19 protein-coding genes are annotated in these 24,572 nt (G+C 60.5%); 11 read left to right on the top strand and 8 right to left on the bottom strand.

Features of this window, described 5'->3' with window-relative positions:
* The first annotated feature begins 3 nt into the window (after nt 1-3).
* The 5 genes from pntB to G5168_RS07370 all read left to right on the top strand — a co-directional run bounded on the left by pntB (nt 4) and on the right by G5168_RS07370 (nt 6,890).
* Complete coding sequence (gene pntB / locus G5168_RS07390; RefSeq protein ID WP_069526987.1) at nt 4-1,488, top strand: Re/Si-specific NAD(P)(+) transhydrogenase subunit beta; 1,485 nt, start codon at nt 4-6, stop codon at nt 1,486-1,488.
* A gap of 98 nt (nt 1,489-1,586) precedes the next feature.
* Nucleotides 1,587-2,363: a substrate-binding periplasmic protein gene (locus G5168_RS07385; protein WP_047440371.1), complete on the top strand. Its 777-nt coding sequence runs from the start codon at nt 1,587-1,589 to the stop codon at nt 2,361-2,363.
* Between the two features lie 279 nt (nt 2,364-2,642).
* A complete protein-coding gene (locus tag G5168_RS07380; RefSeq protein WP_227341777.1) occupies nt 2,643-3,929 on the top strand; it encodes a serine dehydratase subunit alpha family protein in 1,287 nt (428 codons plus the stop codon).
* Nucleotides 3,930-4,062: 133 nt separating this feature from the next.
* Nucleotides 4,063-5,463, top strand: a complete 1,401-nt coding sequence (locus G5168_RS07375) for an L-cystine transporter (protein ID WP_005339766.1) — start codon at nt 4,063-4,065, stop codon at nt 5,461-5,463.
* Between the two features lie 98 nt (nt 5,464-5,561).
* Entirely contained in the window at nt 5,562-6,890 is a 1,329-nt protein-coding gene (locus G5168_RS07370; RefSeq protein ID WP_421252037.1) for a CoA-disulfide reductase, read from the top strand.
* A gap of 72 nt (nt 6,891-6,962) precedes the next feature.
* Here G5168_RS07370 and arnF read toward each other — a convergent pair whose 3' ends face one another.
* The 7 genes from arnF to arnB are packed head-to-tail and all read right to left on the bottom strand — an operon-like array spanning nt 6,963 to nt 14,389.
* The gene (arnF, locus tag G5168_RS07365; RefSeq protein ID WP_216952260.1) at nt 6,963-7,370 is read right to left on the bottom strand and encodes a 4-amino-4-deoxy-L-arabinose-phosphoundecaprenol flippase subunit ArnF; all 408 of its coding nucleotides are present in this window, start codon (nt 7,368-7,370) and stop codon (nt 6,963-6,965) included.
* The gene (locus G5168_RS07360; RefSeq protein ID WP_216952259.1) at nt 7,367-7,711 is read right to left on the bottom strand and encodes an EamA family transporter; all 345 of its coding nucleotides are present in this window, start codon (nt 7,709-7,711) and stop codon (nt 7,367-7,369) included. Before G5168_RS07360 ends, arnF begins: the two co-directional genes overlap by 4 nt.
* Entirely contained in the window at nt 7,711-9,354 is a 1,644-nt protein-coding gene (arnT, locus tag G5168_RS07355) for a lipid IV(A) 4-amino-4-deoxy-L-arabinosyltransferase (RefSeq protein ID WP_421206351.1), read from the bottom strand. Before arnT ends, G5168_RS07360 begins: the two co-directional genes overlap by 1 nt.
* 31 nt (nt 9,355-9,385) lie before the next feature.
* Nucleotides 9,386-10,285 carry a 4-deoxy-4-formamido-L-arabinose-phosphoundecaprenol deformylase gene (gene arnD, locus G5168_RS07350; RefSeq protein WP_227341780.1) on the bottom strand — a complete coding sequence of 300 codons (900 nt, stop codon included), beginning with the start codon at nt 10,283-10,285 and terminating at the stop codon, nt 9,386-9,388.
* Nucleotides 10,278-12,269 (bottom strand): bifunctional UDP-4-amino-4-deoxy-L-arabinose formyltransferase/UDP-glucuronic acid oxidase ArnA, encoded by a 1,992-nt coding sequence (arnA, locus tag G5168_RS07345; RefSeq protein WP_421172617.1) that lies wholly within the window; start codon nt 12,267-12,269, stop codon nt 10,278-10,280. The genes arnD and arnA overlap by 8 nt, the downstream gene beginning before the upstream one ends.
* Complete coding sequence (gene arnC, locus G5168_RS07340) at nt 12,266-13,246, bottom strand: undecaprenyl-phosphate 4-deoxy-4-formamido-L-arabinose transferase (protein WP_421252036.1); 981 nt, start codon at nt 13,244-13,246, stop codon at nt 12,266-12,268. The genes arnA and arnC overlap by 4 nt, the downstream gene beginning before the upstream one ends.
* A 6-nt stretch (nt 13,247-13,252) precedes the next feature.
* Complete coding sequence (gene arnB / locus G5168_RS07335; RefSeq protein ID WP_421252035.1) at nt 13,253-14,389, bottom strand: UDP-4-amino-4-deoxy-L-arabinose aminotransferase; 1,137 nt, start codon at nt 14,387-14,389, stop codon at nt 13,253-13,255.
* A 401-nt stretch (nt 14,390-14,790) separates the two neighbouring features.
* Here arnB and G5168_RS07330 point away from each other — a divergent pair, with 401 nt between their 5' ends.
* Both G5168_RS07330 and G5168_RS07325 read left to right on the top strand, forming a co-directional pair.
* Nucleotides 14,791-16,158 (top strand): UDP-glucose dehydrogenase family protein, encoded by a 1,368-nt coding sequence (locus G5168_RS07330; RefSeq protein WP_216952253.1) that lies wholly within the window; start codon nt 14,791-14,793, stop codon nt 16,156-16,158.
* Nucleotides 16,145-17,827, top strand: a complete 1,683-nt coding sequence (locus tag G5168_RS07325; protein WP_421231105.1) for an ArnT family glycosyltransferase — start codon at nt 16,145-16,147, stop codon at nt 17,825-17,827. Before G5168_RS07330 ends, G5168_RS07325 begins: the two co-directional genes overlap by 14 nt.
* A 290-nt stretch (nt 17,828-18,117) precedes the next feature.
* Here the strand turns inward: G5168_RS07325 and G5168_RS07320 are convergent, their stop codons facing one another.
* Complete coding sequence (locus G5168_RS07320; RefSeq protein WP_005339769.1) at nt 18,118-18,873, bottom strand: outer membrane protein assembly factor BamD; 756 nt, start codon at nt 18,871-18,873, stop codon at nt 18,118-18,120.
* 117 nt (nt 18,874-18,990) lie between these two features.
* Between G5168_RS07320 and rluD the strand changes: the two genes are divergently transcribed.
* The 4 genes from rluD (at nt 18,991) to G5168_RS07300 (ending at nt 24,488) form a co-directional block, all read left to right on the top strand.
* Nucleotides 18,991-19,971, top strand: coding sequence for a 23S rRNA pseudouridine(1911/1915/1917) synthase RluD (rluD, locus tag G5168_RS07315; protein ID WP_139461818.1), 981 nt, complete (start codon nt 18,991-18,993; stop codon nt 19,969-19,971).
* A gap of 146 nt (nt 19,972-20,117) precedes the next feature.
* Nucleotides 20,118-20,855 (top strand): peptidoglycan editing factor PgeF, encoded by a 738-nt coding sequence (gene pgeF / locus G5168_RS07310; protein WP_421245086.1) that lies wholly within the window; start codon nt 20,118-20,120, stop codon nt 20,853-20,855.
* A gap of 174 nt (nt 20,856-21,029) precedes the next feature.
* Nucleotides 21,030-23,603 carry an ATP-dependent chaperone ClpB gene (clpB, locus tag G5168_RS07305; protein ID WP_421252034.1) on the top strand — a complete coding sequence of 858 codons (2,574 nt, stop codon included), beginning with the start codon at nt 21,030-21,032 and terminating at the stop codon, nt 23,601-23,603.
* A 60-nt stretch (nt 23,604-23,663) separates the two neighbouring features.
* On the top strand, nt 23,664-24,488 hold the full coding sequence (locus G5168_RS07300) for an MBL fold metallo-hydrolase (RefSeq protein ID WP_421231102.1): 825 nt from the start codon (nt 23,664-23,666) through the stop codon (nt 24,486-24,488).
* Nucleotides 24,489-24,572 lie beyond the last annotated feature (84 nt).

Here is a 24,572-nt window from a genome sequence, read left to right as displayed (position 1 = left end):
AACGTGTCTCAAGGACTGGTAACAGCATCCTATATCGTTGCCGCCGTGCTCTTCATCCTCAGTCTCGCGGGACTGTCGAAGCAAGAAACGGCCAAGCATGGCAACCTGTTCGGTATCGCGGGTATGGCTATCGCCCTGCTCGCTACCGTATTCAACCCGGAGACCAGCGGTGTTCACTGGATCATCCTGGCCATGGTGATTGGCGGTGCCATCGGCGTGCGTCTGGCACTCAAGGTCGAGATGACCGAGATGCCCGAGCTGGTGGCCGTGCTGCACAGCTTCGTGGGTATGGCGGCAGTGCTGGTGGGCTTCAACAGCTTCATCGATCTGCACCCCTCTGCACCTGCTGAGGTGGTCGTCTCCGTCGGTTCCAACCTGGATGCCACCCTGGCAGCCGCCCGTGCGGCGTTCGAGCAGGCCAACAGCGTTGCTCAGGTCGAGCACCTGACCGGCGCCATGCTGAACATCCATTTGGTCGAGATCTTCCTGGGCGTCTTCATCGGTGCCGTGACCTTCACCGGTTCCGTGGTTGCCTTCGGCAAACTGCGTGGTCTCATCTCCTCCAAGCCGCTGATGCTGCCGCACCGCCACAAGCTGAACCTGCTGGCCGTGGTCGCTTCTCTGGCGCTGATGGTCTACTTCGTCAACGCGGGCGGCTCTACCTTCGCCCTGCTGGTGATGACCTTGATCGCCTTCGCCTTCGGCTGGCATCTGGTTGCCTCCATCGGTGGCGCAGACATGCCGGTGGTGGTCTCCATGCTGAACTCCTACTCCGGTTGGGCGGCGGCGGCGGCGGGCTTCATGCTCTCCAATGACCTGCTGATCGTCACCGGTGCCCTGGTGGGTTCCTCCGGTGCGATCCTCTCCTACATCATGTGTAAGGCGATGAACCGCTCCTTCATCTCCGTGATCGCCGGTGGCTTCGGCTCCGATGGCGTGGCCTCCACGGCTGATCAGGAGATGGGCGAATACCGCGAAACCAGCGCCGAGGAAGTGGCTGACCTGCTGAAGAACTCCAGCTCCGTCATCATCACCCCGGGCTACGGTATGGCGGTGGCACAGGCTCAGTATCCGGTTGCCGAGATCACCCAGAAGCTGCGTGACCGCGGCGTCAAGGTGCGCTTCGGTATCCACCCGGTTGCCGGTCGTCTGCCTGGCCACATGAACGTGCTGCTGGCGGAAGCGAAAGTCCCGTATGACATCGTGCTGGAAATGGACGAGATCAACGAGGACTTCGCCGATACCGACACCGTGCTGGTGATCGGTGCCAACGACACCGTCAACCCGGCCGCGATGGAAGATCCGGGCAGCCCGATCGCCGGTATGCCGGTGCTGGAAGTGTGGAAAGCGCAGAATGTCATCGGCTTCAAGCGCTCCATGAACACTGGCTACGCCGGTGTCCAGAACCCGCTGTTCTTCAAGGAAAATACCCAGATGCTGTTTGGCGATGCCAAGGCCAGCGTCGAGGCAATCCTGAAAGCACTGTAAGTGCCATTCAGAGAGTGGATATCAAGGAGGCTTCGGCCTCCTTTTTTATTGCCCATCCCTTGTATATCCTCAATCCATACGGACCATGAGGGATCTCCATGATGTGGTGTCAGGGTTGGCGAAGGATCGGGTGGTACGGCTGGCTGCTGGCATCTCTTCTCGTCGGTGGCATGGCTATGGCTCATGACAAGCCGACCCTGACCATATTGACAGAACTGTGGCCCCCCTATGTGATGCACAGCGACAAGGGGGAGCTGGTGGGCGCAGATCTCGAGCTGGCTCGCACCGTGCTGCAGCAGCTCGGCTATCGCACCGAGGTGAAGGTGCTGCCATGGAAGCGGGTGTTGCAACAGGCCCGCCTCGGGCAGGGGGATGCGGTACTCGACGTCTTCTATAACAAGGATCGCCAAGAGTGGCTCCACTATCCCGAAGAGCCGCTCTCTCGTAGTGGCGAAGTGCTCTTCTATCCGGTGGATCGTCCGGTGAAATTCGAGCAATTATCCGACCTCAAGGGGTTGCGGATCGGCATTCAGGCCGACTATGCCTACAGCCCCGATTTTCTGGCCGATGAAGGGGTGATCAGGGTCGCCATGACGGGCGATGGCAAGATGGTCAAGCAGTTGCATCTGATGATGGCCGGCCGACTGGATGGTGTCGTGCTCAATGAACAAGTTGGTCGTTATCTGCTGCGTACCCAGGGGCTGCAGGATCAGGTGTTCAATGGTCGCCGCCTGCTGACCGACGATAACCGCAACTTTCTCGGATTTACCCACAAGCCCGGCCATGACCAGTTGGCGAGGCGCTTCTCGGCCGCCTTGAAACAGTTCAAGCAGACCCCGGCCTACCAGCAGCTGCTGGCCCGCTATCATCTCTAGGTGACTCCATCGTCTGTGCGTTGCATCACAAATTGTCGCGCTTTGTTAAAAGACGGGCATAATGGCGCTAAAAAAGCGATGTTGCGCAACTTAATTTGATTTTATTGATATTAGAATCAAATTAAGTTGATTTGCATGGGGCAGTCATCAGACGGCCACCTCTCTCGCGACGCCTTGGCGACGCGCTCCTGCTTGATGTTGATCCCGTGTCACCCTTTTTTGCCATGCTGTTGCCTGTGGCGATGACAGGCATTGCGCCACCAAGATGAGAATGCACAGATGAAACCACAATGGACCGACTTTATTACCCTGCTCAAGCGTGAAGTGGTGCCGGCCCTGGGCTGTACCGAGCCGATGTCGGTGGCGCTGGCAGCGGCCAACTGCCGCAAGTTGCTGGGGGAGACCCCGACTCGCATCAGCGTCTGGGTCAGTGGCAATCTGTTCAAGAACGGCATGGGGGTCGGAGTACCGGGCACCGGCATGATCGGTCTGCCGGTGGCCGCTGCGGTCGGCATCACCGGCGGCAATCCCGATGCCGGGCTGGAGGTGCTCAAGACCCTCACACCAGAACAGGTGGAAGCGGCCAAGGCGCTGCTGCCGGTGATCAAGGTGGATGTGAAGGATGTGCCGGACGTGCTCTACGCCGAGGTGCTGGCTGAAGTTGAAGGGCACAGTGCCCGGGTGGTGATCTGTACCGACCACACCCGCATCATCCTGATGGAGAAGGATGGCGAGGTGCTGATGGAGCAGGCCAGTGCCCCCGGCGTGCAGATCCAGCCAGCCAAATCCGCCAAACCGACCATGACCCTGCGGGAGATCGTCGATTTTGCATTGGAAGTGCCGCTGGCGGAGATCGACTTTATCCGCGAGGCCGCCACCATGAATCAGGCGCTGGCGGACGAAGGGTTGCAGGGTTACGGCCTGAAGATCGGCAAGATCCTCACCGAACAGGTGGAGCGCAAGCTGCTCTCCGATGACCTGATGACCCTGGCGATGCGCCTCTCTTCCGCCGCTTCCGATGCGCGGATGGATGGCGCCATGCTGCCCGCCATGTCCAACTCCGGTTCCGGCAATCAGGGCATTGCCGCCACCATGCCTGTGGTCGCGGCTGCCCGCTTCCTCAAGGCGAGTGACGAGCAGCTGACCCGGGCGCTGGTGATGAGCCATCTGGTGGCCATCTACATCAAGACTTACCAGAACAAGCTGTCGGCCCTCTGCGCCGCCAGTACAGCCGCCATGGGCTCCGGCGCGGCCATCACCTGGCTGCTGGGCGGCCAGTATCAGCAGATCAGCCACTGCATCAACAACATGATTGGCGATGTCTCCGGCATCATCTGCGACGGCGCGGGCAGCGCCTGCTCCATGAAGGTCTCTACCTCCACCTCGGCGGCGGTTAAGTCTTCGCTGATGGCTATCAACAACCTGCATGTCCCCCAGAGCGAGGGGATCGTCTCCGACGATGTGGACCAGACCATCGCCAATCTGGGCCGCCTCTCCAAAGAGGGGATGCTGGATACCGACATCGAAATCATCAACATCATGCGAGCGAAACAGCAGAAGCAGTGAATCTGTGACAAGGGGGCGATAGACCCCCTTGTTCTTGTCACGACGGCGCAGACCGTCTGACACGGTTGCCAGGGCAAGCATGGCGCTTGCTCTTGTTTCTCGGGCCCAAGCCCGCTTTTTGGGGAGTCATACCATGACATTTAGCGTTATCGGCAATCTGGCCATCGCCGCCATCTTGCTGTTCTTTCTCTACCGGTTACAGGAAAAACATGTGAGCTTCACCCGCCGGGTATTTGCCGGTCTGGGGCTCGGTATTCTGTTCGGCGCCGCGTTGCAACTGCTTTACGGTGCTGGTTCGTCCGTCATTGTTCAGACCATCGACTATCTGGATATCGTGGGTAGCGGCTATGTGAAGCTGCTGCAGATGATCATCATCCCGCTCATCATGGTCTCCATCATCAGCGCTATCTTGAAGCTCAATGGCGGCACTGCGCTGGGCAAGATCAGCGCCATGACCATCGGCGTGCTGATCTTCACCACCGCCATCGCCGCCGGGGCGGGCATCCTGATGTCCAACCTGTTTGGCCTGACTGCTGAAGGGCTCACCTCCGGTGCCGCCGAGAGCGCTCGTGGCGCCGCGCTGCAGACCACCCTTGGCAGCGTCGAGAGCATGTCGTTCGCCAAGATGATGCTGGAGTTCATTCCCGCCAACCCCTTCCTCGACATGACCGGGGCGCGCAAGACCTCCACCATCGCTGTGGTGATCTTCTCCATCTTCATCGGCCTCTCCGCTACCGGCATCGCCCGCAAGAAGCCGGAGATCTTCGCCAGCTTCAGCCACTTCGTGGCAGTGGCTCATGCCATCGTAATGCGAATGGTGACTCTGGTGCTGCGCCTGACCCCGTTTGGCGTACTGGCGCTGATGACCAAGGTGGTCTCCGGCTCCAACTATGCAGATATTCTCAACCTGCTCAGCTTTGTGATGGCCTCTTACGGCGCCATCGCCATCATGTTTGTCGTGCACCTGCTGCTGGTGAGCATGGTCGGCATCAACCCGCTGCGCTTCCTCAAGAAGATCACGCCGGTGCTGGCGTTTGCCTTCACCTCGCGCACCAGTGCGGGCTCCATCCCGATGAACGTGCAGACCCAGACCAAGTCGCTGGGTATTCCGGAGGGGATCGCCAACTTCGCCGCCTCCTTCGGTTCCACCATCGGCCAGAACGGCTGTGCCGGTATCTATCCGGCCATGCTGGCCGTGATGATTGCGCCGACCGTCGGGGTTAACCCGATGGATCCCGGCTTTATCATGACCCTGATCGCCATCATCACAGTCAGCTCCTTCGGGGTGGCCGGGATTGGCGGTGGCGCCACCTTTGCCGCGCTGATCGTGCTCTCCGCGCTGGACTTCCCGGTGGCGCTGGCCGGTCTGCTCATCTCCATCGAGCCGCTGATCGACATGGGCCGTACCGCGCTCAACGTTTCCGGTTCCATCACCGCAGGGACGGTCACCAGCCGCCTGATGGGCGAGACCGACATGCATGTGTTCAACAGCGATCACGAAGTGAGTCTGGACGGCGAAGAGTCCACCGTCTGATTTGCTGTCGGTTGATCTGCCCGTGGAAAGGGGCGACTCTTTCCCGTCATAGACCGCAGGGAGGGCATGCCCTCCCTGCGCCATTGAGAGGAAAAACAATGAGAATTCTGATCATCGGTGGCGAAGCCGCCGGTATGAGTGCGGCCGCCAAGGCGCGCCGTCTGGCCAAAGATGCCGACATCGTGGTGTATGAGGCCTCCGAAGTGATCTCTTTCGGTGCCTGCGGCCTGCCTTACTTCGTCGGTGACGAGTTTCAGGAGCCCGGTTACATGGCCGAGTTCACCCCCGAGCAGTTCGCCGCCAAGGGGATCGAGGTCAAGATTGGCCATCGGGTGCTGAGCGTCGATGCGGCTGCCCAGACTCTGGTGGTGGAGCACAACGGCGACACCTTCACCGATCGCTACGATCGCCTGATGATTGCCACCGGTGCCCGCGAAGTGATGCCCCCCATCCCCGGTCTGCAGCAGCAAGGGGTATTCGGTCTGCGCCGGATGGCCGACGGGTTGGCGCTGAAGGCGGCGGTGCAAGACAAGAACAATCGCCGCGCCGTGGTGATTGGCTCCGGCTTTATCGGGCTGGAGGTGGTCGAGGCGCTGGTCCATCAAGGCAAAGAGGTGCGTCTTATCGAGCTGGCGGATCGGGTCATCCCCGACGCGTTTGATTGCGAGATCACCCAGCACATCGAAACCGAACTGCGCGAGCAGGGGGTCTCTCTCCATCTGGGTGATCGAGTTGAAGCGCTGCTGGGGGATGGTCGGGTGACCGGCGTGCGCACCAGCCAGGGCGAGTACGAGGCCGATATCGTGGTGGTCTGCACCGGGGTGAAGCCCAACACCGAGTTTCTGGCTAATACCGGCATCGAGCGGCTCGGCAACGGCGCCATCAAGGTGGACCGGCAGGGGCGCAGCTCGCTGGCCAATGTTTGGTCGGCCGGCGACTGTGCCAGCGTCTGGCACGCCGTGAAGCAGCAGCAGGTCTATGTGCCGCTCGCCACCATCGCCAACAAGCTGGGGCGCATGGTGGGCGAGAACCTGGCGGGTGCCGAGCAGGAATTCCCGGGCACCCTCGGCTCTGCCGCGCTCAAGGTGCTGGGGCTGGAGGCGGGCCGTACCGGCCTCTCCGAGCAGGAAGCCAGGGCGATGGGGATCGACTATCGCACCGTGGTGATCAAGGACAAGTGCCACACCAACTACTGCCCGGGTCAGTCCGACATTCACGTCAAGCTGGTCTACGAGGCGGGCAGCAAGCGGCTGCTGGGGGGCCAGATCCTCGGTCGCAAGGGGGCGGTACACCGCATCGACGCGCTGGCGGTTGCCATCACCATGGGGGTGACCACCGAGCAGCTAGGCATGCTGGACTTTGCCTACGCGCCCCCCTTCTCCCGCACCTGGGATGCCCTGAACGTGGCGGGCAACGTCGCGAAGTAACAGGCGCTGGTCAGGCGGAAAATGAGAAGAGGCGGCACAGAGTGCCGCCTCTTCTTTTTGTTTAAAGCTGCCTCAGGGATTGGCAGGGGGATCTTGCCGCTCCGGCTTGCCTGTCGCCGGTTTGCTGCCGACCAGCACGGCGCCGAAGAAGATAAGCGCAACACCTGCCGCCTTGCTTGCCACCAGCGGTTCGGCAAAGACCGGCATGCTCACCGCCAGCAGATAGACCAGCCCGTAACTGGTGCTGAGCAGTGGGTAGGCGATATTGAGCGGTGTGGAGTGCAGCGCGGCCAGCCAGCAGAGCAGCGATAGCCCGTAGCAGAGGATGCCGATGACGATGGTGAGGAGTGGCAGGGGGTGAGCCAGCATCACGGCGGGATCGGCCTGCCATGCAGGGAGGCTGATCGCTCCCCACTTCATGCAGAGCTGCGCCACCGTCACCAGCACTATGCTGCCTAACACGTAGAGATAGCCCTTCATCGCAGGCCTCCCAGCAGCAGGGCGCCGACGATGATGGTGGCAGCCCCCAGCCAGTTGTGGCTGCTCACCGGCTCGTGGAAAAAGAGGCGTGAGCCGAGCAGCACCAGCACCAGATTAATGCTGAGCATGGGGTAGGCCATGCTCAGCGGCAGTCGTTGCAACAGATAAATCCAGAGCAGCATGCCACTGCCAAGTGCTGCCACGCTGGCAACAAGCCAGGGGGAACGCAGCTTTTGCAGGTGGTTACAGGGGTTACGCTGCCAGCAGATAACGGCCTGCTTTTGCAGCATCTGGCCGCTGCTGGTCAGCAGGCACACCAGTAATAGCAGCACTATATCCATCAGCGTACTCCATGGTAGATGAGCAGGGTCAGCCGGTGGCTGACGAGGGTCTCGTCGGCAGGGGGCAGAGGGCCGGTCTCTCCGTCGTGATCGGTCTTCATCAGCAGGGCAACTTGCCCCTTCTCGCGCGCTTGTGCCAACCATCTCGGGAACTCTGCACGGGCAACATAGCGGCCCTTGGCATCCGGATAGCCCAGGCCGTAAGCTAGCTCTCCTTTGTCGTCGAACAGCATGATCTCGCCGCGCCGTGTGCTCCGGGCGAGAGCGGATGCCAGTCCCGGATCGCTGGCCAGCAGAGTCTCTGAACCCTGCAGCACGGCCTGATTGGTCTCGATGAAACGCTCTGGCAGCTTTGAGTCGATCAGTGATTGCGGCAGCGCCCAGGGCAGGCCGATGGCCAGTATCATGGGGCAGAGCGCGCTCAGGACCCAGCGGCGACTGACCGCCTGCAACTGGATGAGTCCGAGCAGGGACCAGCCGATAAAGATGGCCATGGCCACCGACAGTGCCCCGTGATCCTCTTCACCGTAGATGGCTTGGTCGCGGGATAAAGCCAGCACGGTCAGCACTACCAGTCCGATGAGGCCGAACAGGCCGTTCAGCCAGGCGTTGAGTTTGAAGGCCCGCTCTTTACCTTCCTTGATTTTGTCCACGGCGCTGGTGGCCATCAGCATGGCCAGCGGGGCGAAACAGGGCAGGATATAGGTGAGCAGCTTGCCTTTGGCAATGCTGAAGAAGAGCAGCGGCAACACCACCCAGGCCAACAGATAGAGGGTTTCCGGGCTGTTCTTGCGCGCTTGCCATCCTTGCTTCAGTGCCCCCGGCAGCAGGCCGAGCCAGGGCAGGGTGCCGAGCAGCCCCATCGGCAGGTAGTACCAGAATGGCGCCTTGTGCTGCGCATCTTCCGAGGCGAAGCGCTGGATGTGCTCAATCCAGAAGAAGTAGTGCCAGTAGTCCGGCTCGCGCAGGTGTACGGCGATGGCCCAGGGGGCGACCAGCAGAGCCGCGCTAAGGATGGCCAGCGGCCCGAAACATACCAGCTCGCGCAGGCGGCGCTGATAGATGGCGTAGGGCATGATGGCTACCACGGGTACCGCCAGTGCGATAAAGCCTTTGGTGAGAAAGCCCATGCCGCAGGCGAGGCCGAACAGCAGATAGCCTGCCACTCTGCGACCGGGCGGCCCTTCTTGCCGGATGAGGTAGAAGCTCACCATGGCGGCATTGAGCCAGAGGGTGACCATGGCATCCAGCACGCTGTAGGTGCCGATGCCGTAGACGATCAGGGTCGAGAGATAGATCAGGCTGGCGAACCACGCTGTACGCCGGCACTGCCACAGCTGCAGAGCGAACCAGAAGATCAGCAGGGCGCTCAGGCCGGTGGCTGCGGCCGAGGCGAAGCGGACCGCAAAGTTGCTCTCGCCAAACAGCAGCTGGCTGAGGCTGTTGAACCAGTAACCGGCGATGGGTTTCTCGAAGTAGCGCAGGCCAAGGAAGTGGGGCACCACCCAGTCACCCGTGGTGATCATCTCCCGGCTGATCTCGGCGTAACGGTTTTCGTCCGGGCTCCACAGCATCCGCTGGTTGAGTGGCAGCAGGTAAAAGGCGAGGAAGAAAAGGGGCAGGGCCCATCGGGTCATCTTCATGAGATTCTCTGTTGCAATCTGGCGAGCGGGTTCATGGCGTCATCTTGCAACCGAGCCACCCTTCGCGTCCTGGCAGGGAGCCGCGCAGCAGATGGCTGGTCGGCAAGAGGGCTGGGTCGGGGGGAAGCAGGTTGCCAAGGGGGATGAAGTGGATGCCGCGCGACCTGGCTTCATCGAGCAGGAGATCGAACTGCTCGGCCATGACGATCCCCTCCACCTCGGCGTGGATGGTGTAGACATGGGGGCCCGGTTGCGGTGCCGCAGTCAGCTGCTCCAGCAGGAAGTGGTTGAAGCGCTCGGCCGTCACCTGGCTGCCAATCACCTCGTCAAAGGTGGGCAGGTTGACCGGGATCTGCGGGGTGCCGGGCCGACCATCCTCCAGAATGGGACGGAACAGGCCGCAGCCGCGGCAGTCACTGTTGTAGCGAAAGCCGAACTGCTCCTTGGCCTGGGTGGTGAGGGGATCGGCTCGCCAGCCGGCGGCGGCGGAGCAATCCACTTCGCGCCCCAGGATCTCGCTCAGGGCATCGACTCCGAGCCGGGTCTGGCGGATCAGTTCGGCTTCGTCCCAGCGACCGATATTGGCCTGCCAGCCGTGGTGATCCCAGGCATGCAGCCCCACCTCATGGTGCGCCTTATCGGTGTCGCGCATCAGGGAACCCAGCTCTCTGCCGATGGACTTGCCGGGCCAGGCGGTGCCAGCCAGCAGGATATCGAGCCCATAGAGGGATGCGGCGTTGGAACGCAGCATCTTGAGCAGGAAGCGGGGTTTTAGCAGGCGCCACAGGTGGCGCCCCATGTTGTCCGGACCGACCGAGAAGAAGAAACTCCCCTTCACCTGATGCTTGTCGAGCAGTTGCAGCAGGCGGGGAACCCCGTCACGGGTTCCCCTGAAGGTATCGACGTCGATCCGCAGACCCACTTCAGTCATGCTCGACTCCCGTCGTGACCGCCCCCTGCAGGAAGAAGTCCAGCGTCTTGCCGATGGTCTCTTCCATCTCGATGGTCGGTTCCCAGTCGATCAGCTTGCGGGCATTACGGATGCTCGGGCGGCGGTGGGAGACATCCTGATAGCCGTCGCCGTAGAAGGACTTGCTCTCCACCAGATTGAAGCCGGCAAATGGCGGGAAGTGGTGGCGCAACGGGTGGGCCTCGAACTTGGCGAGCAGCACCTCGGCCATCTCGCGAATGCTCGCCTCGTTATCCGGGTTGCCGATGTTGATGATCTGGCCGTTGCAGCGATTGCCACTGTTTTCGACGATGCGGAACAGGGCTTCAATGCCATCCTCGATATCGGTGAAGCAGCGTTTCTGGGCGCCGCCATCCACCAGCTGGATCGGGGTGCCGTCCACCAGATTGAGGATCAGTTGGGTGATGGCGCGGGAACTGCCGATGCGGGCAGAGTCCAGGCTGTCGAGGCGTGGGCCCATCCAGTTGAAGGGACGGAACAGTGTGAAGTTGAGCCCCTCTTTTTTGCCGTAGGCCCAGATCACCCTATCCAGCAGCTGCTTGGAGACCGAGTAGATCCAGCGCTGTTTGTTGATGGGGCCGACGATGAGGCGGGATTCATCTTCGTCGAAGCTGTGGTCGTCGCACATCCCGTACACCTCGGAGGTGGAGGGGAAGATGATGCGCTTGTGGTACTTGACGCAGTAGCGGACGATCTTGAGGTTCTCTTCAAAGTCGAGTTCGAACACCCGCAGCGGGTTGCGGGTGTACTCGATGGGGGTGGCGATGGCCACCAGCGGCAGGATCACGTCGCACTTCTTGATGTGGTACTCGATCCACTCGGTGTGGATGCTGATGTCCCCCTCCACGAAGTGGAAGTGGGGGTGGCCGATGAAGCGTTCCACTGCGCTGGAGCCGATGTCGAGGCCATAGACCTCGTAGCCGCCATCCTTGAGCAGGCGCTCGGTGAGGTGGTTGCCGATAAAGCCGTTGACGCCGAGGATCAACACCCGGGTCAGCCGTGCCTTGCGCATGGCCTTGCTCGCCTTGTCGCCGATCTTCATCCCTTCCATCAGCCCCAGCTCGCGGGCAAGTTGGGCGCCGCGTACATAGAGCCCCCCTTCGACCTGACCGGCCAGGATCTCCAGCACCCCTTCACCACAGGCCACCCGCAGCGGGTCGTGGGAGAGAATGGTGCCCGGCTGCTGGTCGCTCTGGATCGCCAGCGGCTTTGCCTGCCAGACCGTCAGCTTGCGATCACCGGCGAAGCTGAAGGCTCCCGGGTAGGGCTGGGTAACGGCACGTACCAGGTTATAGAGATCCCTGGCGGGCTTATCCCAGTGCAGCTCGCCATCGGCCGGGGTGCGGCGACCATAGTAGCTTGCCTTGCTCTCGTCCTGCGGGGTGAAGGTGGCGTCACCGCGCTTGAGTTTGACCAGCTCCCCTTCCAGCAGGGCGCGGGCTGCCTGGCGCATCTTGCCATGCAGGGTCAGCGCGGTGTCATCGTGGGCAATGGTTACTGCCTGTTGGGCAAGGATATCGCCGGCATCGGCACGGGCTGTCATCCGGTGCAGGGTCATGCCGGTTTCGCGTTCGCCGTTGACCAGACACCAGTTGATGGGCGCCCGGCCACGATAGGCAGGCAGCAGGGATCCATGCAGATTGAAGGCCCCGACGGTCGGGATATCGAGGAGTTCCTGCTTGAGCAGGTTGCGGTAGTAGAAGGAGAAGATGGCCTCGGGCGCCAGTTCGCGGATACGCTCGACCCAGAGCGGGTGGTTCACGTCTTCGGGAGAGTAGACCGGCAGGTCATGTTCGGCGCAGAGCTGGGCCACCGAACCGAAGAAGCGGTTCTCGCCCGGATCATCGGCGTGGGTGAAGACCGCCTGGATCTGATAACCGGCCTGAAGCAGGGACTCGATACCGGTGCAGCCGATATCGTGATAGGCAAAGACAACAACGTTCATGATTGAGTTTCCTGTTGCGAAGCATCTGGTGTGGAGCGAACGACTTGGTGAATGAAGTAGCGGGGACGGGCGCGCACATCGGTATACATGCGGCCTATGTACTCACCCAGCAGCCCCATCCCGATCAGCTGCACGCCGACAAAGGTGAAGAGAATGGCAAACAGGGTGAAGACGCCATCTGCTGCCCAGTCGGCGCCCAGTAACAGGCGCAGCAGCAGCAGCAGGATCGAGAAGGTGAAGCCGATCCCCGCCACCAGGCTGCCAACGATGCTGAGCAGGCGCAGCGGGGCCGTGGTCATACAGGTGACCAGGTCGTACATCAGGTTGATAAGGTGCATCAGGCCGTATTTGGATTCGCCGTGGGCCCGCTCGGCGTGGCCCACCTCCAGCTCTGTGGTTCGGCGGGCAAAGCTGTTGGCCAGGATGGGGATGAAGGTGCTGCGCTCCTGACAGCAGAGCATGGCGTCGATGATGTGGCGGCGATAGGCACGCAGCATGCAGCCGTAGTCGCTCATCTGGACGCCGGTGGCCCGCTGTACCGACTTGTTGATAAAGCGGGAGGCTGTTTTGCGAAACCAGGAGTCCTGCCGGTTGCGGCGGATGGTACCGACCACGTCATACCCTTCCATGGCGCTGGCGACCAGCCGCGGGATCTCTTCCGGCGGGTTCTGCAGATCGGCATCCAGGGTGATCACCAGATCCCCTGTTGCCGTCTCGAAGCCGGCCATGATGGCGGCATGCTGGCCATAGTTGCGGTTGAGCAGCACGGCGACCAGCTTGCTCCCTTCGCGATTGGCGGCTTCGCTGATGATGGTGGCGGATCGGTCGTTGCTGCCGTCGTCGATCAGGATCACTTCGTAATCCTGGCTCAGCTGCTCGCAGGTGTCGGTCACCCGTTGCACCAGTTCCGGCAGGCTCGCCTCCTCGTTGTAGACGGGGATGATGACTGAGACCCGTTTGATGTCGTTATGGTTCACGTATTGTTACTCCAGTATGTCGGTCAGGGCTGCCACAACCCGATCCACGTCGGAGAGCGTCATGTCGGGGAAGAGGGGCAGGGTGCAGAGCCGTGACGAGTTCCACTCTGTGTTGGGTAGCGAAAGATCCGGATAGCGCTCCCGGTAGTACTTCTGGGTGTGGGCGGCGCGAAAATGCAGGCCACTGCCGATGCCTCGCTCCTGCAGCGCCTGCATCAGCTGATCGCGATCGAGGCCGCACTGCTCGGGGTCGACCCGCACCATGAAGAGGTGCCAGGCATGCAGATGGGGGTAGGTGGGGATGGCCAGCGGTGCCAGCGGCAGGTTGGCCAGACGTTCATGGTAGCGAGACACCAGTTCGACCCGCTTGGCATTGAGCTCGGGCAGGCGGGCCAGCTGCACCAGGGCGACGGCGGCGTTGATGTCGGCCAGGTTGTATTTGAAGCCCGGCATGATCACCTCCGCCTGCGGCTTGCGTCCCTGCGTCATGCGGTCGAAGGCATCGACTCCCAGGCCGTGAAATTTCAGCATGCGAGCCTTGTCGGCCAGCGCCTGGTCATCGGTCACCAGCATTCCTCCCTCGGCACAGGTAAGATTTTTGATGGCGTGGAAAGAGAAGATGGCGGTGCCGGTTTCCCCGACCCAGCGCGCGCGATAGCGGGTGCCGACTGCATGGGCGGCATCTTCGATGACTGGAATATCGTGCTGGCGACCCAGGGCGAGGATGGGGTCGAGGTCGACCGGTGCCCCTGCGTAGTGGACCGGGATGATGGCCCGGGTGTTGGGGGTGATGAGCTGCGCTATCTGGTCGGCGCTGACCATCAGAGTATCCTTGTCCACATCGACAAAGACCGGGGTGGCCCCCAGCAGGGTGATGATGTTGATGGTGGAGACCCAGGTCTGGGAGGGCGTGATCACCTCGTCACCCGGGCCAATCCCCAGCGCCATCAGGGTGACATGCATGCCCGCGGTCGCGGAGCAAAGCGCGACCGCATGCTGGCAGCCAAAGGTCTCGCAGAAACGCTGCTCCAGCTCATGATTTTTCGGGCCCGTGGTGATCCATCCCGATTGCAACACCTCGCTGACGGCACGGATCTCGGCCTCGCCCATGGCAGGCTTTGAGAATGGCAGAAAGTCTTTCATACGACTCCGGTCTTAATGTCGCAAAAAATAAAATGACGATGAAAATCTGCATTGCTGATTTTCACTGGAAATATGCTTGGGGAAAGTGTCGAGATTGCTCGATATATTTTGAAAGTAGCTGAATAACGAGTTTTTATTCAAGCGCATAGCAACACTTGGTAACAATTACTGCCGTTTTGATGGCGTGGCTTAATATGGAAATATCTCGTAACAAAAAATCGCTTGGCTTTATTTTAGGTTGGTGTTTAGCCACTTTTTTGACTGTCGCCATCTAAATCATCTGCTATTGCTCAACAGGTTGGGTGTCATTCAGAATTGACATTGCTTGTTACAAATTGCCCGTAGTGCAATTGAGTAAAGGATGTAAAGTTTCCATCATTACGCATTATGGAAAAATCGTTATGAATATCACAGTGTTTGGCAGTGGCTATGTCGGACTGGTACAGGCAATTGTATTGGCAGATGTAGGGCACCAGGTTGTTTGTATCGATCTCGATGCAGATAAAATAAATAGATTATCCCATGGCGAATTACCAATATATGAGCCGGGACTGGATGTGTTATTACACCAGACATTGCAAAATGGCTCGCTGACATTCACCACGGATATTCCCATGGCGGTTACCCATGGTGACGTGCAATTTATCGCCGTCGGTACGCCCCCTGATGAGGATGGTTCGGCCGATCTGAGCGCCGTCAGGGCGGTGGCGAGATCGATTGCCCAGCATCGTGCAGATGAGGTGATCATCGTCAACAAATCCACCGTGCCGGTTGGTACGGCAGACAAGGTGTTTTACTGGGTCAGGGAGCAGCAGGCCGAACTTGGCAAGCAGTTTGAATTCGATGTGGTCTCCAATCCGGAATTTCTGAAAGAGGGGGCGGCCGTCAGGGATTGCCAGCGCCCGGATCGCATTGTTATCGGCACCGGCAAGGAGCGTTCCAGAGCCGTGATGCGCGAGTTGTATGAGCCATTTAATCGCAATCACGACCGCATTCTGTTTATGGATGTTCGCAGTGCCGAGCTGACCAAATACGCCGCCAACTGCATGCTGGCCACCAAGATCAGCTTTATCAACGAGATGGCCGGGCTGGCCGAGCGGGTCGGTGCCGATATCGAACTGGTGCGGCAGGGGATTGGTGCCGACCAGCGCATCGGCTACCAGTTTATCTATCCCGGTTGTGGTTATGGCGGATCCTGTTTCCCCAAGGATGTGAGGGCATTTCTGGCGACTGCAGCGGCCCTCGACTACGACACGCCGCTTATTCGTGCGGTGGAGCGGGTCAACGAGCGGCAGAAGTTCAAGCTCTTCGACACCCTGGCCTGCCACTTTCACGAGCGAGGCGAGTCGCTGGCGGGCAAGACCATCGCCATCTGGGGACTCGCCTTCAAGCCCAATACGGATGACATGCGCGAAGCGCCGAGCCGGGTGTTGATGGAGGCGCTCTGGCAGGAGGGGGCCCGGGTGCAGGCCTTCGATCCGGTGGCGATGAAGGAGGCACAGCGTATCTATGGTTGCCAGCCCGAGCTGTCGCTGATGGGGACCAGGGAGGCAGCGCTGGCGGGGGCGGATGCGTTGGTCATCTGTACCGAGTGGAACGAGTTCAAGGCGCCCGATTTTGCCCAGATCAGGAAGATGCTGGCGCACCCCCTCATCGTCGATGGTCGCAATCTCTACGATCCGCTCAAGATGAAGGGGCTGGGCTTTTCCTACTATGCCATCGGGCGTGGGGAGACCATTACAGAAGGTATGAGCCATGCAGAGTGCTGATATTTCGGAGCGCACGCTCTGCTGGATGTTGCTGCTGGTTACGCTGGTGCTGCTGTTTGGCCAGTTTGACCATCAGCTCTGGACCCCTGACGAGCCGCGTGAGGCAGCCATTGCACTCGAGATGTACCGCAATGGCGATTGGGTGGTACCGACCCTTGGCGGGCACAGCTTTATCGAGAAGCCGCCGCTCTTCTATATGGCCGCTCTGCCGTTTCTTGATGGGTTTGAATCCTGGCTGGGGGTGACCAATAGCCTGCGGTTGGCGGGCGTGGTCTGGGCGGCGGGTATGCTGCTCTTTACCGGCCTGCTGGCCTATCGCCTGCTTGGCAATAGATCGGCCGCGATCTGGTCGGTGATCGCACTGGGCACCATGGAAGGATTTATCATCAACACGCACTGGATCAGAACGGACAGTGCGCTTGCCTTCTTTGTCATATTTACCCTTTGGGCATTTTCAGAATATTACCTTGTAAGCCGTCGGTGGATGGCGATACTGGCCGGAATAGGGTTGGCGGGCTGTTTTATGGCAAAAGGTCCTATTGGGCCACTGACAGTTTTTTTTGGCTGGTTCCCGCTATTCTTCTTCGCTGCAAGATGTGCCGCCATCGACAAAAAACTGCCAGGATTTATCTGGCAGCATCTGCTGATGCTGCTCTGTTTTATATTGCCAGTGGCAGCGTGGATTCGTGAATTAATTAATCATCTCGATGGCGATGCTTTATGGAATGAGTGGTTCTGGCAGAATCAGGTAGGCCGCCTGACAGGCACCTCGACCGAACTCGGCCATATCAAGAAAGGGGCCTATCTCTATTATTTATTGGGGATGGCTGAATATACCATCCCCTGGTTGCCATTCATTTTCTATTGGGGTTGGCAAACCATCAAACAGCGACGCTGGAGTCGTGAGAGGTTATTTCTGTTGTGCTGGGCAGTGGGCACCCTTTTGCTGTTAACCCTCTCATCCACCAAGCGCACCCTCTATCTTTTTCCGTTGTTGCCGGTATTTGCCATCATGCTGGGTCAGGTCAGCCTGAACTGGCCGGGATGGACGGCTCGCTATGGTCGGGGATGGCTCTGTTTCATGCTGCTGTTCTGTGTCGTGGTCATAGGGCTACCTCTGCTGGGCCCTTCACTACCGGTGGCCAGTCATGTTCCGGCAGACGTGCTACAGGTCGCCAGCAAGCTGGGGTGGCGTTATATCCCCGCCAGTATGCTCTTCGTGATTGCGCTGGCGCTGTTGTTGCGGCGCAAGGAGGTGCATGGCGCTACTCATGTTGCCAGCTCGGTGGCCATCATGTTTCTGCTCACCTTTACACTGGTTTACCCCTTGATCGATGCCGCCAAGGGAGTATCGGGAAAGATGGCCCGGTTGCTTGAGGGAATACCGCTCGAGAAGCGGGATCGCATCGCCGGCTGGCAATTGGGGGAGACGGAGCTTGGTCTGCTATCTGCCTATGAAGAGATGCGGGTAATGAATCTGGACAGGGAGAAAGTGAGGGATGTGGTTGCCTGTCGTGATGCCCGGTTTGATGCCGTGTTGGTCAATGGTACGGCCGGGGAGAGGGTCAAGCTGCTGGAGGGGATTCCCTATCAGTTGCTGGCCCAGACCGCTCTGCGCTCGGACAAAGGGCAACTACTGACTCTGGTGACAGGATTACAGTGCCATTAAGCCATCTATTCCCATTCAGGGGCACTGTATGAGGCAATATGGCCGTGTGGTGACGGTTCCGCTCTTCCCGGCCTGGCGTCGGGCTGACAGCGGGTTTGCAACCCTTGGTGATAAGCGAACTTCACGATGCGGCCATCTCGCAGGTGGCTAATGAATGGGATAGATGGGGTGTGAGGGGCCGCGACCGCTATGGGTTGCAGGAACTTCACCCAGCCGGATTGGTGGATTGCAAAGATAAAAAAACCGATGCCTTGGCATCGGTTTTTTTATTACCGGTTTATCCGTATCACTCAGCCACGGCCGAGGCGGTTCTCCGGGTAGTTCTTGGCCAGCACTTCGCGGGCATGCTTGGCCAGCTGCGGCATCTTCAGGGCGTCGTAAGACTCGACCATGATCTCCAGTGCCTTCTCGGTTTCGGCTGTGTCGGGGTAGGTTTCGACAATCAGCTTGGCCCGGTTGGCGGCTGCGACCAGTGCATCACGCTTCACGTAATACTCGGCCACGCTCAGGTCATATCGGGCCAGACGATTCTTCAGGCCAATCATGCGGGCGCGGGCATCGGCGGCATAGACACTGTTGGGGTAGTTCTGCAGCAGGGTCTTGAAGTCCTGGAATGCCTGACGGGCATAAGCAGGGTCTTTGTCGTCCCGACCGATACCGAACAGGCTCTGGAAGAAGTTGTAATCCGCCGCCATGTTGGTCAGGCCGCGCATATAGAAGACGTAATCGATATTTTTATGCGCCGGATTGAGGCGGATAAAACGGTCGATATTGGCGATCGCCTGAGCGGTATCATCCTGCTTGTAGTAGGCATAGATGAGGTCAAGCTGCACCTGGTTGGAGTAGGCACCGAACGGATAGCGAGAGTCCAAAGCCTCCAGCAATTCAGTGGCTTGCACGTAATTGCCAACGTCCAGTTTGAGGCGTGCTTTCTGGTACAGGGTCTCCGGCGGTTCGTCGGGTACCTTGGGTTTGGTGCTGGAACAGCCTGTGATCAAGGTAGCGACCAAGGCGAGCGACATCAGCAGGTGAGACTTCTTTCCCATCAACAACATCCGGTCCATTTCCACGAAATTGGCAAAGTATCCGTTATGCTTGGCTAAAAGAAAAGCTAGAATACCCGGATTATTTCGAATTGATACCCCCCGCTCAAGAGACCATACATGAGCCAGCATATTGAACTGACAGGCGAATTCCAGGATCACCAATTCGGGCAGCGACTCGACCAGGCCCTGGCCGAATTGTTTCCAGACTACTCCCGCACCCGCATCAAGGAGTGGATTTTACAGGACAGAGTGACCCTGGACGGTCAGGTTGCCAACACCCCGCGCGAGAAGATTCTGGCCGGGCAGCAGGTGCATGTGAATGTCGAGCTGGAAGATGATACTCGCTGGGATGCCCAGGATATCGAGCTCAACATTGTTTATGAAGATGAACACATTCTGGTGATCGACAAACCGGCCGGTCTGGTGGTTCACCCGGGCGCAGGTACGCCGGATGGCACCATCCTCAACGCCCTGCTGCACCGCTACCCCGGCATTGCCGAGGTGCCCCGCGCCGGTATCGTGCACCGTCTGGATAAAGACACCACAGGATTGATGGTGGTTGCCAAAACCGTACCCGCCCAGACCCATCTGGTGGAAGCGTTGCAGGCGCGCCAGATCACCCGTGAGTACGAAGCGATCGCCATCGGTCACATGACCGCCGGCGGCACCGTCGATGCGCCCATCGGCCGTCACCCGACCCAGCGTACCCATATGGCCGTGGTGCCCAATGGCCGTCCTTCCGTCACCCACTACCGGGTTCACGAGAAGTTCCGCGGCCACACCCGTCTGCGTCTGCGGCTGGAAACCGGTCGTACCCACCAGATCCGTGTCCACATGGCGCACATCAAACACCCGCTGGTGGGCGACCCCGCTTACGGTGGCCGTCTGCGCCCGCTGCGCAACGCGACCCCCGAGCTGACCCTGGCACTGCGCAACTTCAACCGCCAGGCGTTGCATGCCACCATGCTGCAACTGGCTCACCCCATCACGGGTGAAGTGATGCAGTGGCACTCAGCTACACCGCAAGATATGGTGGAGCTGATGGAGGTGTTGCGCGCGGATACCCTCGCCAATCCGGATGAATTGGTCTGGAAATAGTGGTGAATCTGGCAGCGTTGCGACGACTTCTGCCGTAACCCGCCGATATAGCGTGTAGCACAGAGAACTTTGAAACGGGGCGTCTTGACTGGTTGCAGCCAAGGGCCCCGTTTCCATTTGAACGATAGGGCGTGAAGGAGTGAGCAATGAAATGGATTGAACCCGACTGGCCTGCGCCAGCACGCGTCCGGGCTCTTTCGACCACCCGTGATGGTGGTGTCAGCGAAGGGGTCTTTGCCGGTCTCAATCTGGGGGCCCACGTAGGGGACGAACCGGCCAGGGTCGAGGCCAACCGGGCACGGCTGCAGCAGGTGGCCGCCATCCCGGGGCCCCTCAACTGGCTCAATCAGGTGCACGGCACCGTCGTTCATCCGGTCCGCAGCCATTATGAGCTGGCGCCGGATGCCGATGCCGCCTGCGCCCATGAGGTGGATCAGGCCTGCATCGTGATGACCGCCGACTGTCTGCCGGTACTCTTCTGCGATCGGGCCGGTTCTGTGGTGGCTGCCGCTCATGCCGGTTGGCGCGGACTGAAAGAGGGCGTGCTGGAGGCAAGTATCGCCGCCATGGGCTGCGAGCCGGGCGAGATCCTGGCTTGGCTGGGCCCGGCCATTGGCCCCACAGCCTTTGAAGTGGGTGGCGAGGTGCGCGAGGCCTTTATGGCGGAGCAGGCCGAAGCAGAAGCAGCGTTCGTCCCTTCGTCCAATGAAGGGAAATGGCTGGCGGATATCTACCAGCTTGCCCGGCTGCGCCTTGCCCGCGCCGGTGTCACAGCAGTCTATGGTGGCGAATACTGCACCTTCAGCGACAGCGAGCAGTTCTACTCTTATCGTCGCAACGGCCAGACCGGCCGGATGGCCTCCATCATCTGGCTGGCGTCCTGATGAAGCTCCCCGCCCTGCATCTGGCAAGGGCGGGGATCCTGCTCTCGCCCCGTCTTGCAGAAAAAATAACCAGCATCGCCCCTTGAAATAGCCCGTACGGGCCTCATCTTTCATCTCAGAAAGTTATGTTGTTTGCCGCGCAAGCGGCGTCTGCCTGTTTGAAGGGGGAGTGCAATGCGCCTCGATCGCCTTACCAGCAAATTCCAGATTGCTATTTCCGATGCCCAGTCTCTTGCGCTGGGTCGTGACCACCAATTCATCGAACCCGTTCATCTGATGACCGCCCTGGTCAATCAGGATGGCGGCTCCATCCGTCCGTTGCTCACTCTGACCGGGATGGATATCAATGCCCTGCGCTCGCGCCTTGGCGAGGAGCTGGATCGCCTACCGCGCGTCAGCGGTGTGGAAGGGGATGTACAGCTCTCCAACGGCCTTGGCCGCCTGCTCAACGTCTGTGACAAGCTGGCCCAGCAGCGCAAGGATCAGTTCATCTCATCCGAACTGTTCGTGCTGGCGGCCCTCGACGAGAAGGGCACGCTGGGCGAGCTGCTGCGCGCTCAGGGGCTGACCAAAGAGAAACTCGAAGCGGCCATCGACAAGGTGCGTGGCGGCAAGAAGGTGGAGGATGCCAACGCCGAGGAGAACCGTCAGGCGCTGGAGAAGTACACCATCGATCTGACCGAGCGGGCCGAAATCGGCAAGCTAGACCCGGTGATCGGCCGGGATGACGAGATCCGCCGTACCATTCAGGTGCTGCAACGCCGCACCAAGAACAACCCCGTGCTGATCGGGGCTCCCGGTGTCGGCAAAACCGCCATCGTCGAGGGGCTGGCCCAGCGCATCATCAACGGCGAGGTGCCGGAAGGGCTCAAGAACAAGCGGGTGCTGTCGCTGGACATGGGGGCGCTGGTGGCCGGTGCCAAATATCGTGGCGAGTTCGAGGAGCGGCTCAAGGCCGTGCTGAGCGATCTCGCCAAGGAGGAGGGCAACGTCATCCTCTTTATCGACGAGCTGCACACCATGGTCGGCGCCGGCAAGGGCGAAGGGGCCATGGATGCGGGCAACATGCTCAAGCCTGCGCTGGCGCGGGGCGAGCTGCACTGCGTCGGTGCCACCACCCTGGACGAGTATCGCCAGTTCATCGAGAAGGATGCAGCGCTGGAGCGCCGTTTCCAGAAGGTGCTGGTGGAGGAGCCGACAGTCGAGGATACCATCGCCATCCTGCGCGGCCTGAAAGAGCGTTACGAGCTGCACCACCATGTGCAGATCACCGACCCCGCCATCGTGGCGGCGGCCCAGCTGTCGCACCGCTATATCGCAGATCGCCAGCTGCCGGACAAGGCCATCGATCTCATCGACGAGGCGGCGGCCAGCATCCGGCTGCAGATCGACTCCAAGCCCGAGGCGCTCGATCGCCTCGAGCGGCGCATCATCCAGCTCAAGCTGGAGCAGCAGGCGCTGATGAAAGAGGACGATGACGCCAGCCGCAAACGGCTGGAGCTGATCAATCAGGAGATTGGCGAAAAAGATCGGGAATACAACGAGCTGGACGAAGTGTGGAAGGCCGAGAAAGCCGCCCTCGCCGGTACCCAGCATATCAAGGCTGCGCTGGAGCAGGCCCGTCAGGATCTCGACGTGGCGCGCCGCGCTGGCGACCTGGGCCGGATGTCCGAGCTGCAGTACGGCCGCATTCCGGAGCTGGAGAAACAGCTGGATCTCGCCACGCAAGCCGAGATGCAGGAGACCAGTCTGCTGCGCAACCGCGTCACTGACGTGGAGATTGCAGACGTCTTGGCCCGCTGGACCGGTATTCCGGTCGCCCGCATGCTGGAAGGGGAGCGCGACAAGCTGCTGCGGATGGAAGATCAGCTGCACAGCCGGGTGATTGGCCAGGAAGAGGCGGTCGAGGCGGTCTCCAACGCCATTCGCCGCTCCCGTGCCGGGCTGTCCGACCCGAACCGCCCCATCGGCTCCTTCCTGTTCCTGGGGCCCACCGGGGTGGGCAAGACCGAGCTGTGCAAGGCGCTGGCCGAGTTCCTGTTCGATACCCAGGACGCCATGGTGCGGATCGACATGTCCGAGTTCATGGAGAAACACAGCGTGGCCCGTCTGGTGGGGGCGCCTCCGGGATACGTGGGTTACGAGGAGGGCGGTTATCTGACCGAGGCGGTACGCCGTCGCCCCTACTCGGTGATCCTGTTGGATGAGGTGGAGAAGGCACACCCGGATGTGTTCAACATCCTGCTGCAGGTGCTGGATGATGGCCGCCTGACCGATGGTCAGGGTCGTACCGTCGATTTTCGCAACTCGGTGGTGATCATGACCTCCAACCTCGGTTCGGATCTGATTCAGGAGCACCACTCCGAGAAGGATTACGACGAGATGAAGGGCATGCTGATGGAGGTGCTGACTCGCAGCTTCCGGCCGGAGTTCATCAACCGGATCGACGAGACGGTGGTGTTCCACCCGCTCGGCGAGGAGCACATCAAGTCCATCGCCCGCATCCAGCTCAAGAGCCTGATGGGCCGTCTCGAGGCTCAGGGTTACGAGGTGGAGGTGAGCGAAGCGCTGCTCAACAAGCTGGTCCATGCCGGGTTCGATCCCGTCTACGGGGCACGCCCCCTCAAGCGGGCGATCCAGCAGAAGGTGGAGAACCCGCTGGCGCAGGCGCTGCTCTCCGGTCGCATCGTTCCCGGCAAGAAACTGCTGCTGGGAGCCGACAGCAACGGCCTCACCATGACCCAGTAATGGGATTGTCGATGAAAAACGCAGGCCTTGTGCCTGCGTTTTGTTTTCAGGGGAAGCGAGATGCTGAAGTTTTCCGTGCTGGTGGATGACGACGTTCATCTGCCAGGCTGTCTGCCCGAGCGAGGGTTGGCGCTGCTGCTGGAGTGTGACGGCCTCAGGGTGCTGTTTGATAGCGGCCGTGGCCGGGCGCTGTGCCACAACGCCGCCGTGATGGGGATCGATCTCGCCTCGCTCACCCATGTGGTGCTCTCCCACGGTCATTATGACCATGTGGGCGGGGTCGGCTCGCTGCCCGTCTATCCAAGACCCATCCCGCTCATCGCCTGTCCGGACGTGTTTTGCGAGCGGGGCTACTTCCTGTCGCTGCCCTTCTGGCGACGCAACCTCTATCGCCTGTCGGGGGCGCTGGCTCGGGAGTCGCTGCCGGCCAGAGGCTTGCTTCCCCACTGCTCAGCCGAGCCGGTGTGGCTCTCGGATCGTCTGGTGTTCCTCGGCAGCATTGTGCGGCGCGACCGGGCTGCGCCTTCGCTGCTCGGCTACATAGTGCGGGGTGGGCGGGTGGAGAAAGACCTCATCAGCGACGACTCGGCACTGGCTTTTAAGAGCTCCAAGGGCCTTATCGTCTTTATCGGCTGCGGTCACGCCGGGGTCGAAAACATCATCGAACGGGCCAAGGAGGTGTGTGGTGACGAGCGGATCCATGCCGTCATCGGTGGCCTGCACCTGAAGTTCTCCGGCCCAGAGCGGGCGGCGGCGCTCGGCACCTATCTGCAGGGAGAGGCGGTAGAGCAGTTGTTTGCCTGCCACTGTACCGGCAGCAGAAAGGCGGAGTTACCGCACCAGCGCCAGATCGGAGCCGGGTTCGAGTTCCGGTTTTCGGCGTAAAAAAAACGGCAATCCGAAGATTGCCGGGAGGAATGTAGTGAAGCGACCTGACGTGGGTTGAGCGGGTCGCAGGGGCAAGCCCCC

It is taken from the genome of Aeromonas sp. 600724 (genome assembly GCF_049175135.1).
GTDB classification, from domain to species: Bacteria; Pseudomonadota; Gammaproteobacteria; order Enterobacterales; family Aeromonadaceae; genus Aeromonas; species Aeromonas veronii_A.
Note: the sequence above shows the minus strand (reverse complement) of the source record. Positions and strands in the feature narration are given on the sequence as shown.

Coding starts and splice junctions, on each gene's coding strand:
- G5168_RS07385 (WP_047440371.1), top strand. CDS start 1,587: ATGATGTGGTGTCAGGGTTGGCGAAGGATCGGGTGGTACGGCTGGCTG.
- G5168_RS07380 (WP_227341777.1), top strand. CDS start 2,643: ATGAAACCACAATGGACCGACTTTATTACCCTGCTCAAGCGTGAAGTG.
- G5168_RS07375 (WP_005339766.1), top strand. CDS start 4,063: ATGACATTTAGCGTTATCGGCAATCTGGCCATCGCCGCCATCTTGCTG.
- G5168_RS07370 (WP_421252037.1), top strand. CDS start 5,562: ATGAGAATTCTGATCATCGGTGGCGAAGCCGCCGGTATGAGTGCGGCC.
- arnF (WP_216952260.1), bottom strand. CDS start 7,370: ATGAAGGGCTATCTCTACGTGTTAGGCAGCATAGTGCTGGTGACGGTG.
- G5168_RS07360 (WP_216952259.1), bottom strand. CDS start 7,711: ATGGATATAGTGCTGCTATTACTGGTGTGCCTGCTGACCAGCAGCGGC.
- arnT (WP_421206351.1), bottom strand. CDS start 9,354: ATGAAGATGACCCGATGGGCCCTGCCCCTTTTCTTCCTCGCCTTTTAC.
- arnD (WP_227341780.1), bottom strand. CDS start 10,285: ATGACTGAAGTGGGTCTGCGGATCGACGTCGATACCTTCAGGGGAACC.
- arnA (WP_421172617.1), bottom strand. CDS start 12,269: ATGAACGTTGTTGTCTTTGCCTATCACGATATCGGCTGCACCGGTATC.
- arnB (WP_421252035.1), bottom strand. CDS start 14,389: ATGAAAGACTTTCTGCCATTCTCAAAGCCTGCCATGGGCGAGGCCGAG.
- G5168_RS07330 (WP_216952253.1), top strand. CDS start 14,791: ATGAATATCACAGTGTTTGGCAGTGGCTATGTCGGACTGGTACAGGCA.
- G5168_RS07325 (WP_421231105.1), top strand. CDS start 16,145: ATGCAGAGTGCTGATATTTCGGAGCGCACGCTCTGCTGGATGTTGCTG.
- G5168_RS07320 (WP_005339769.1), bottom strand. CDS start 18,873: ATGGGAAAGAAGTCTCACCTGCTGATGTCGCTCGCCTTGGTCGCTACC.
- rluD (WP_139461818.1), top strand. CDS start 18,991: ATGAGCCAGCATATTGAACTGACAGGCGAATTCCAGGATCACCAATTC.
- pgeF (WP_421245086.1), top strand. CDS start 20,118: ATGAAATGGATTGAACCCGACTGGCCTGCGCCAGCACGCGTCCGGGCT.
- clpB (WP_421252034.1), top strand. CDS start 21,030: ATGCGCCTCGATCGCCTTACCAGCAAATTCCAGATTGCTATTTCCGAT.
- G5168_RS07300 (WP_421231102.1), top strand. CDS start 23,664: ATGCTGAAGTTTTCCGTGCTGGTGGATGACGACGTTCATCTGCCAGGC.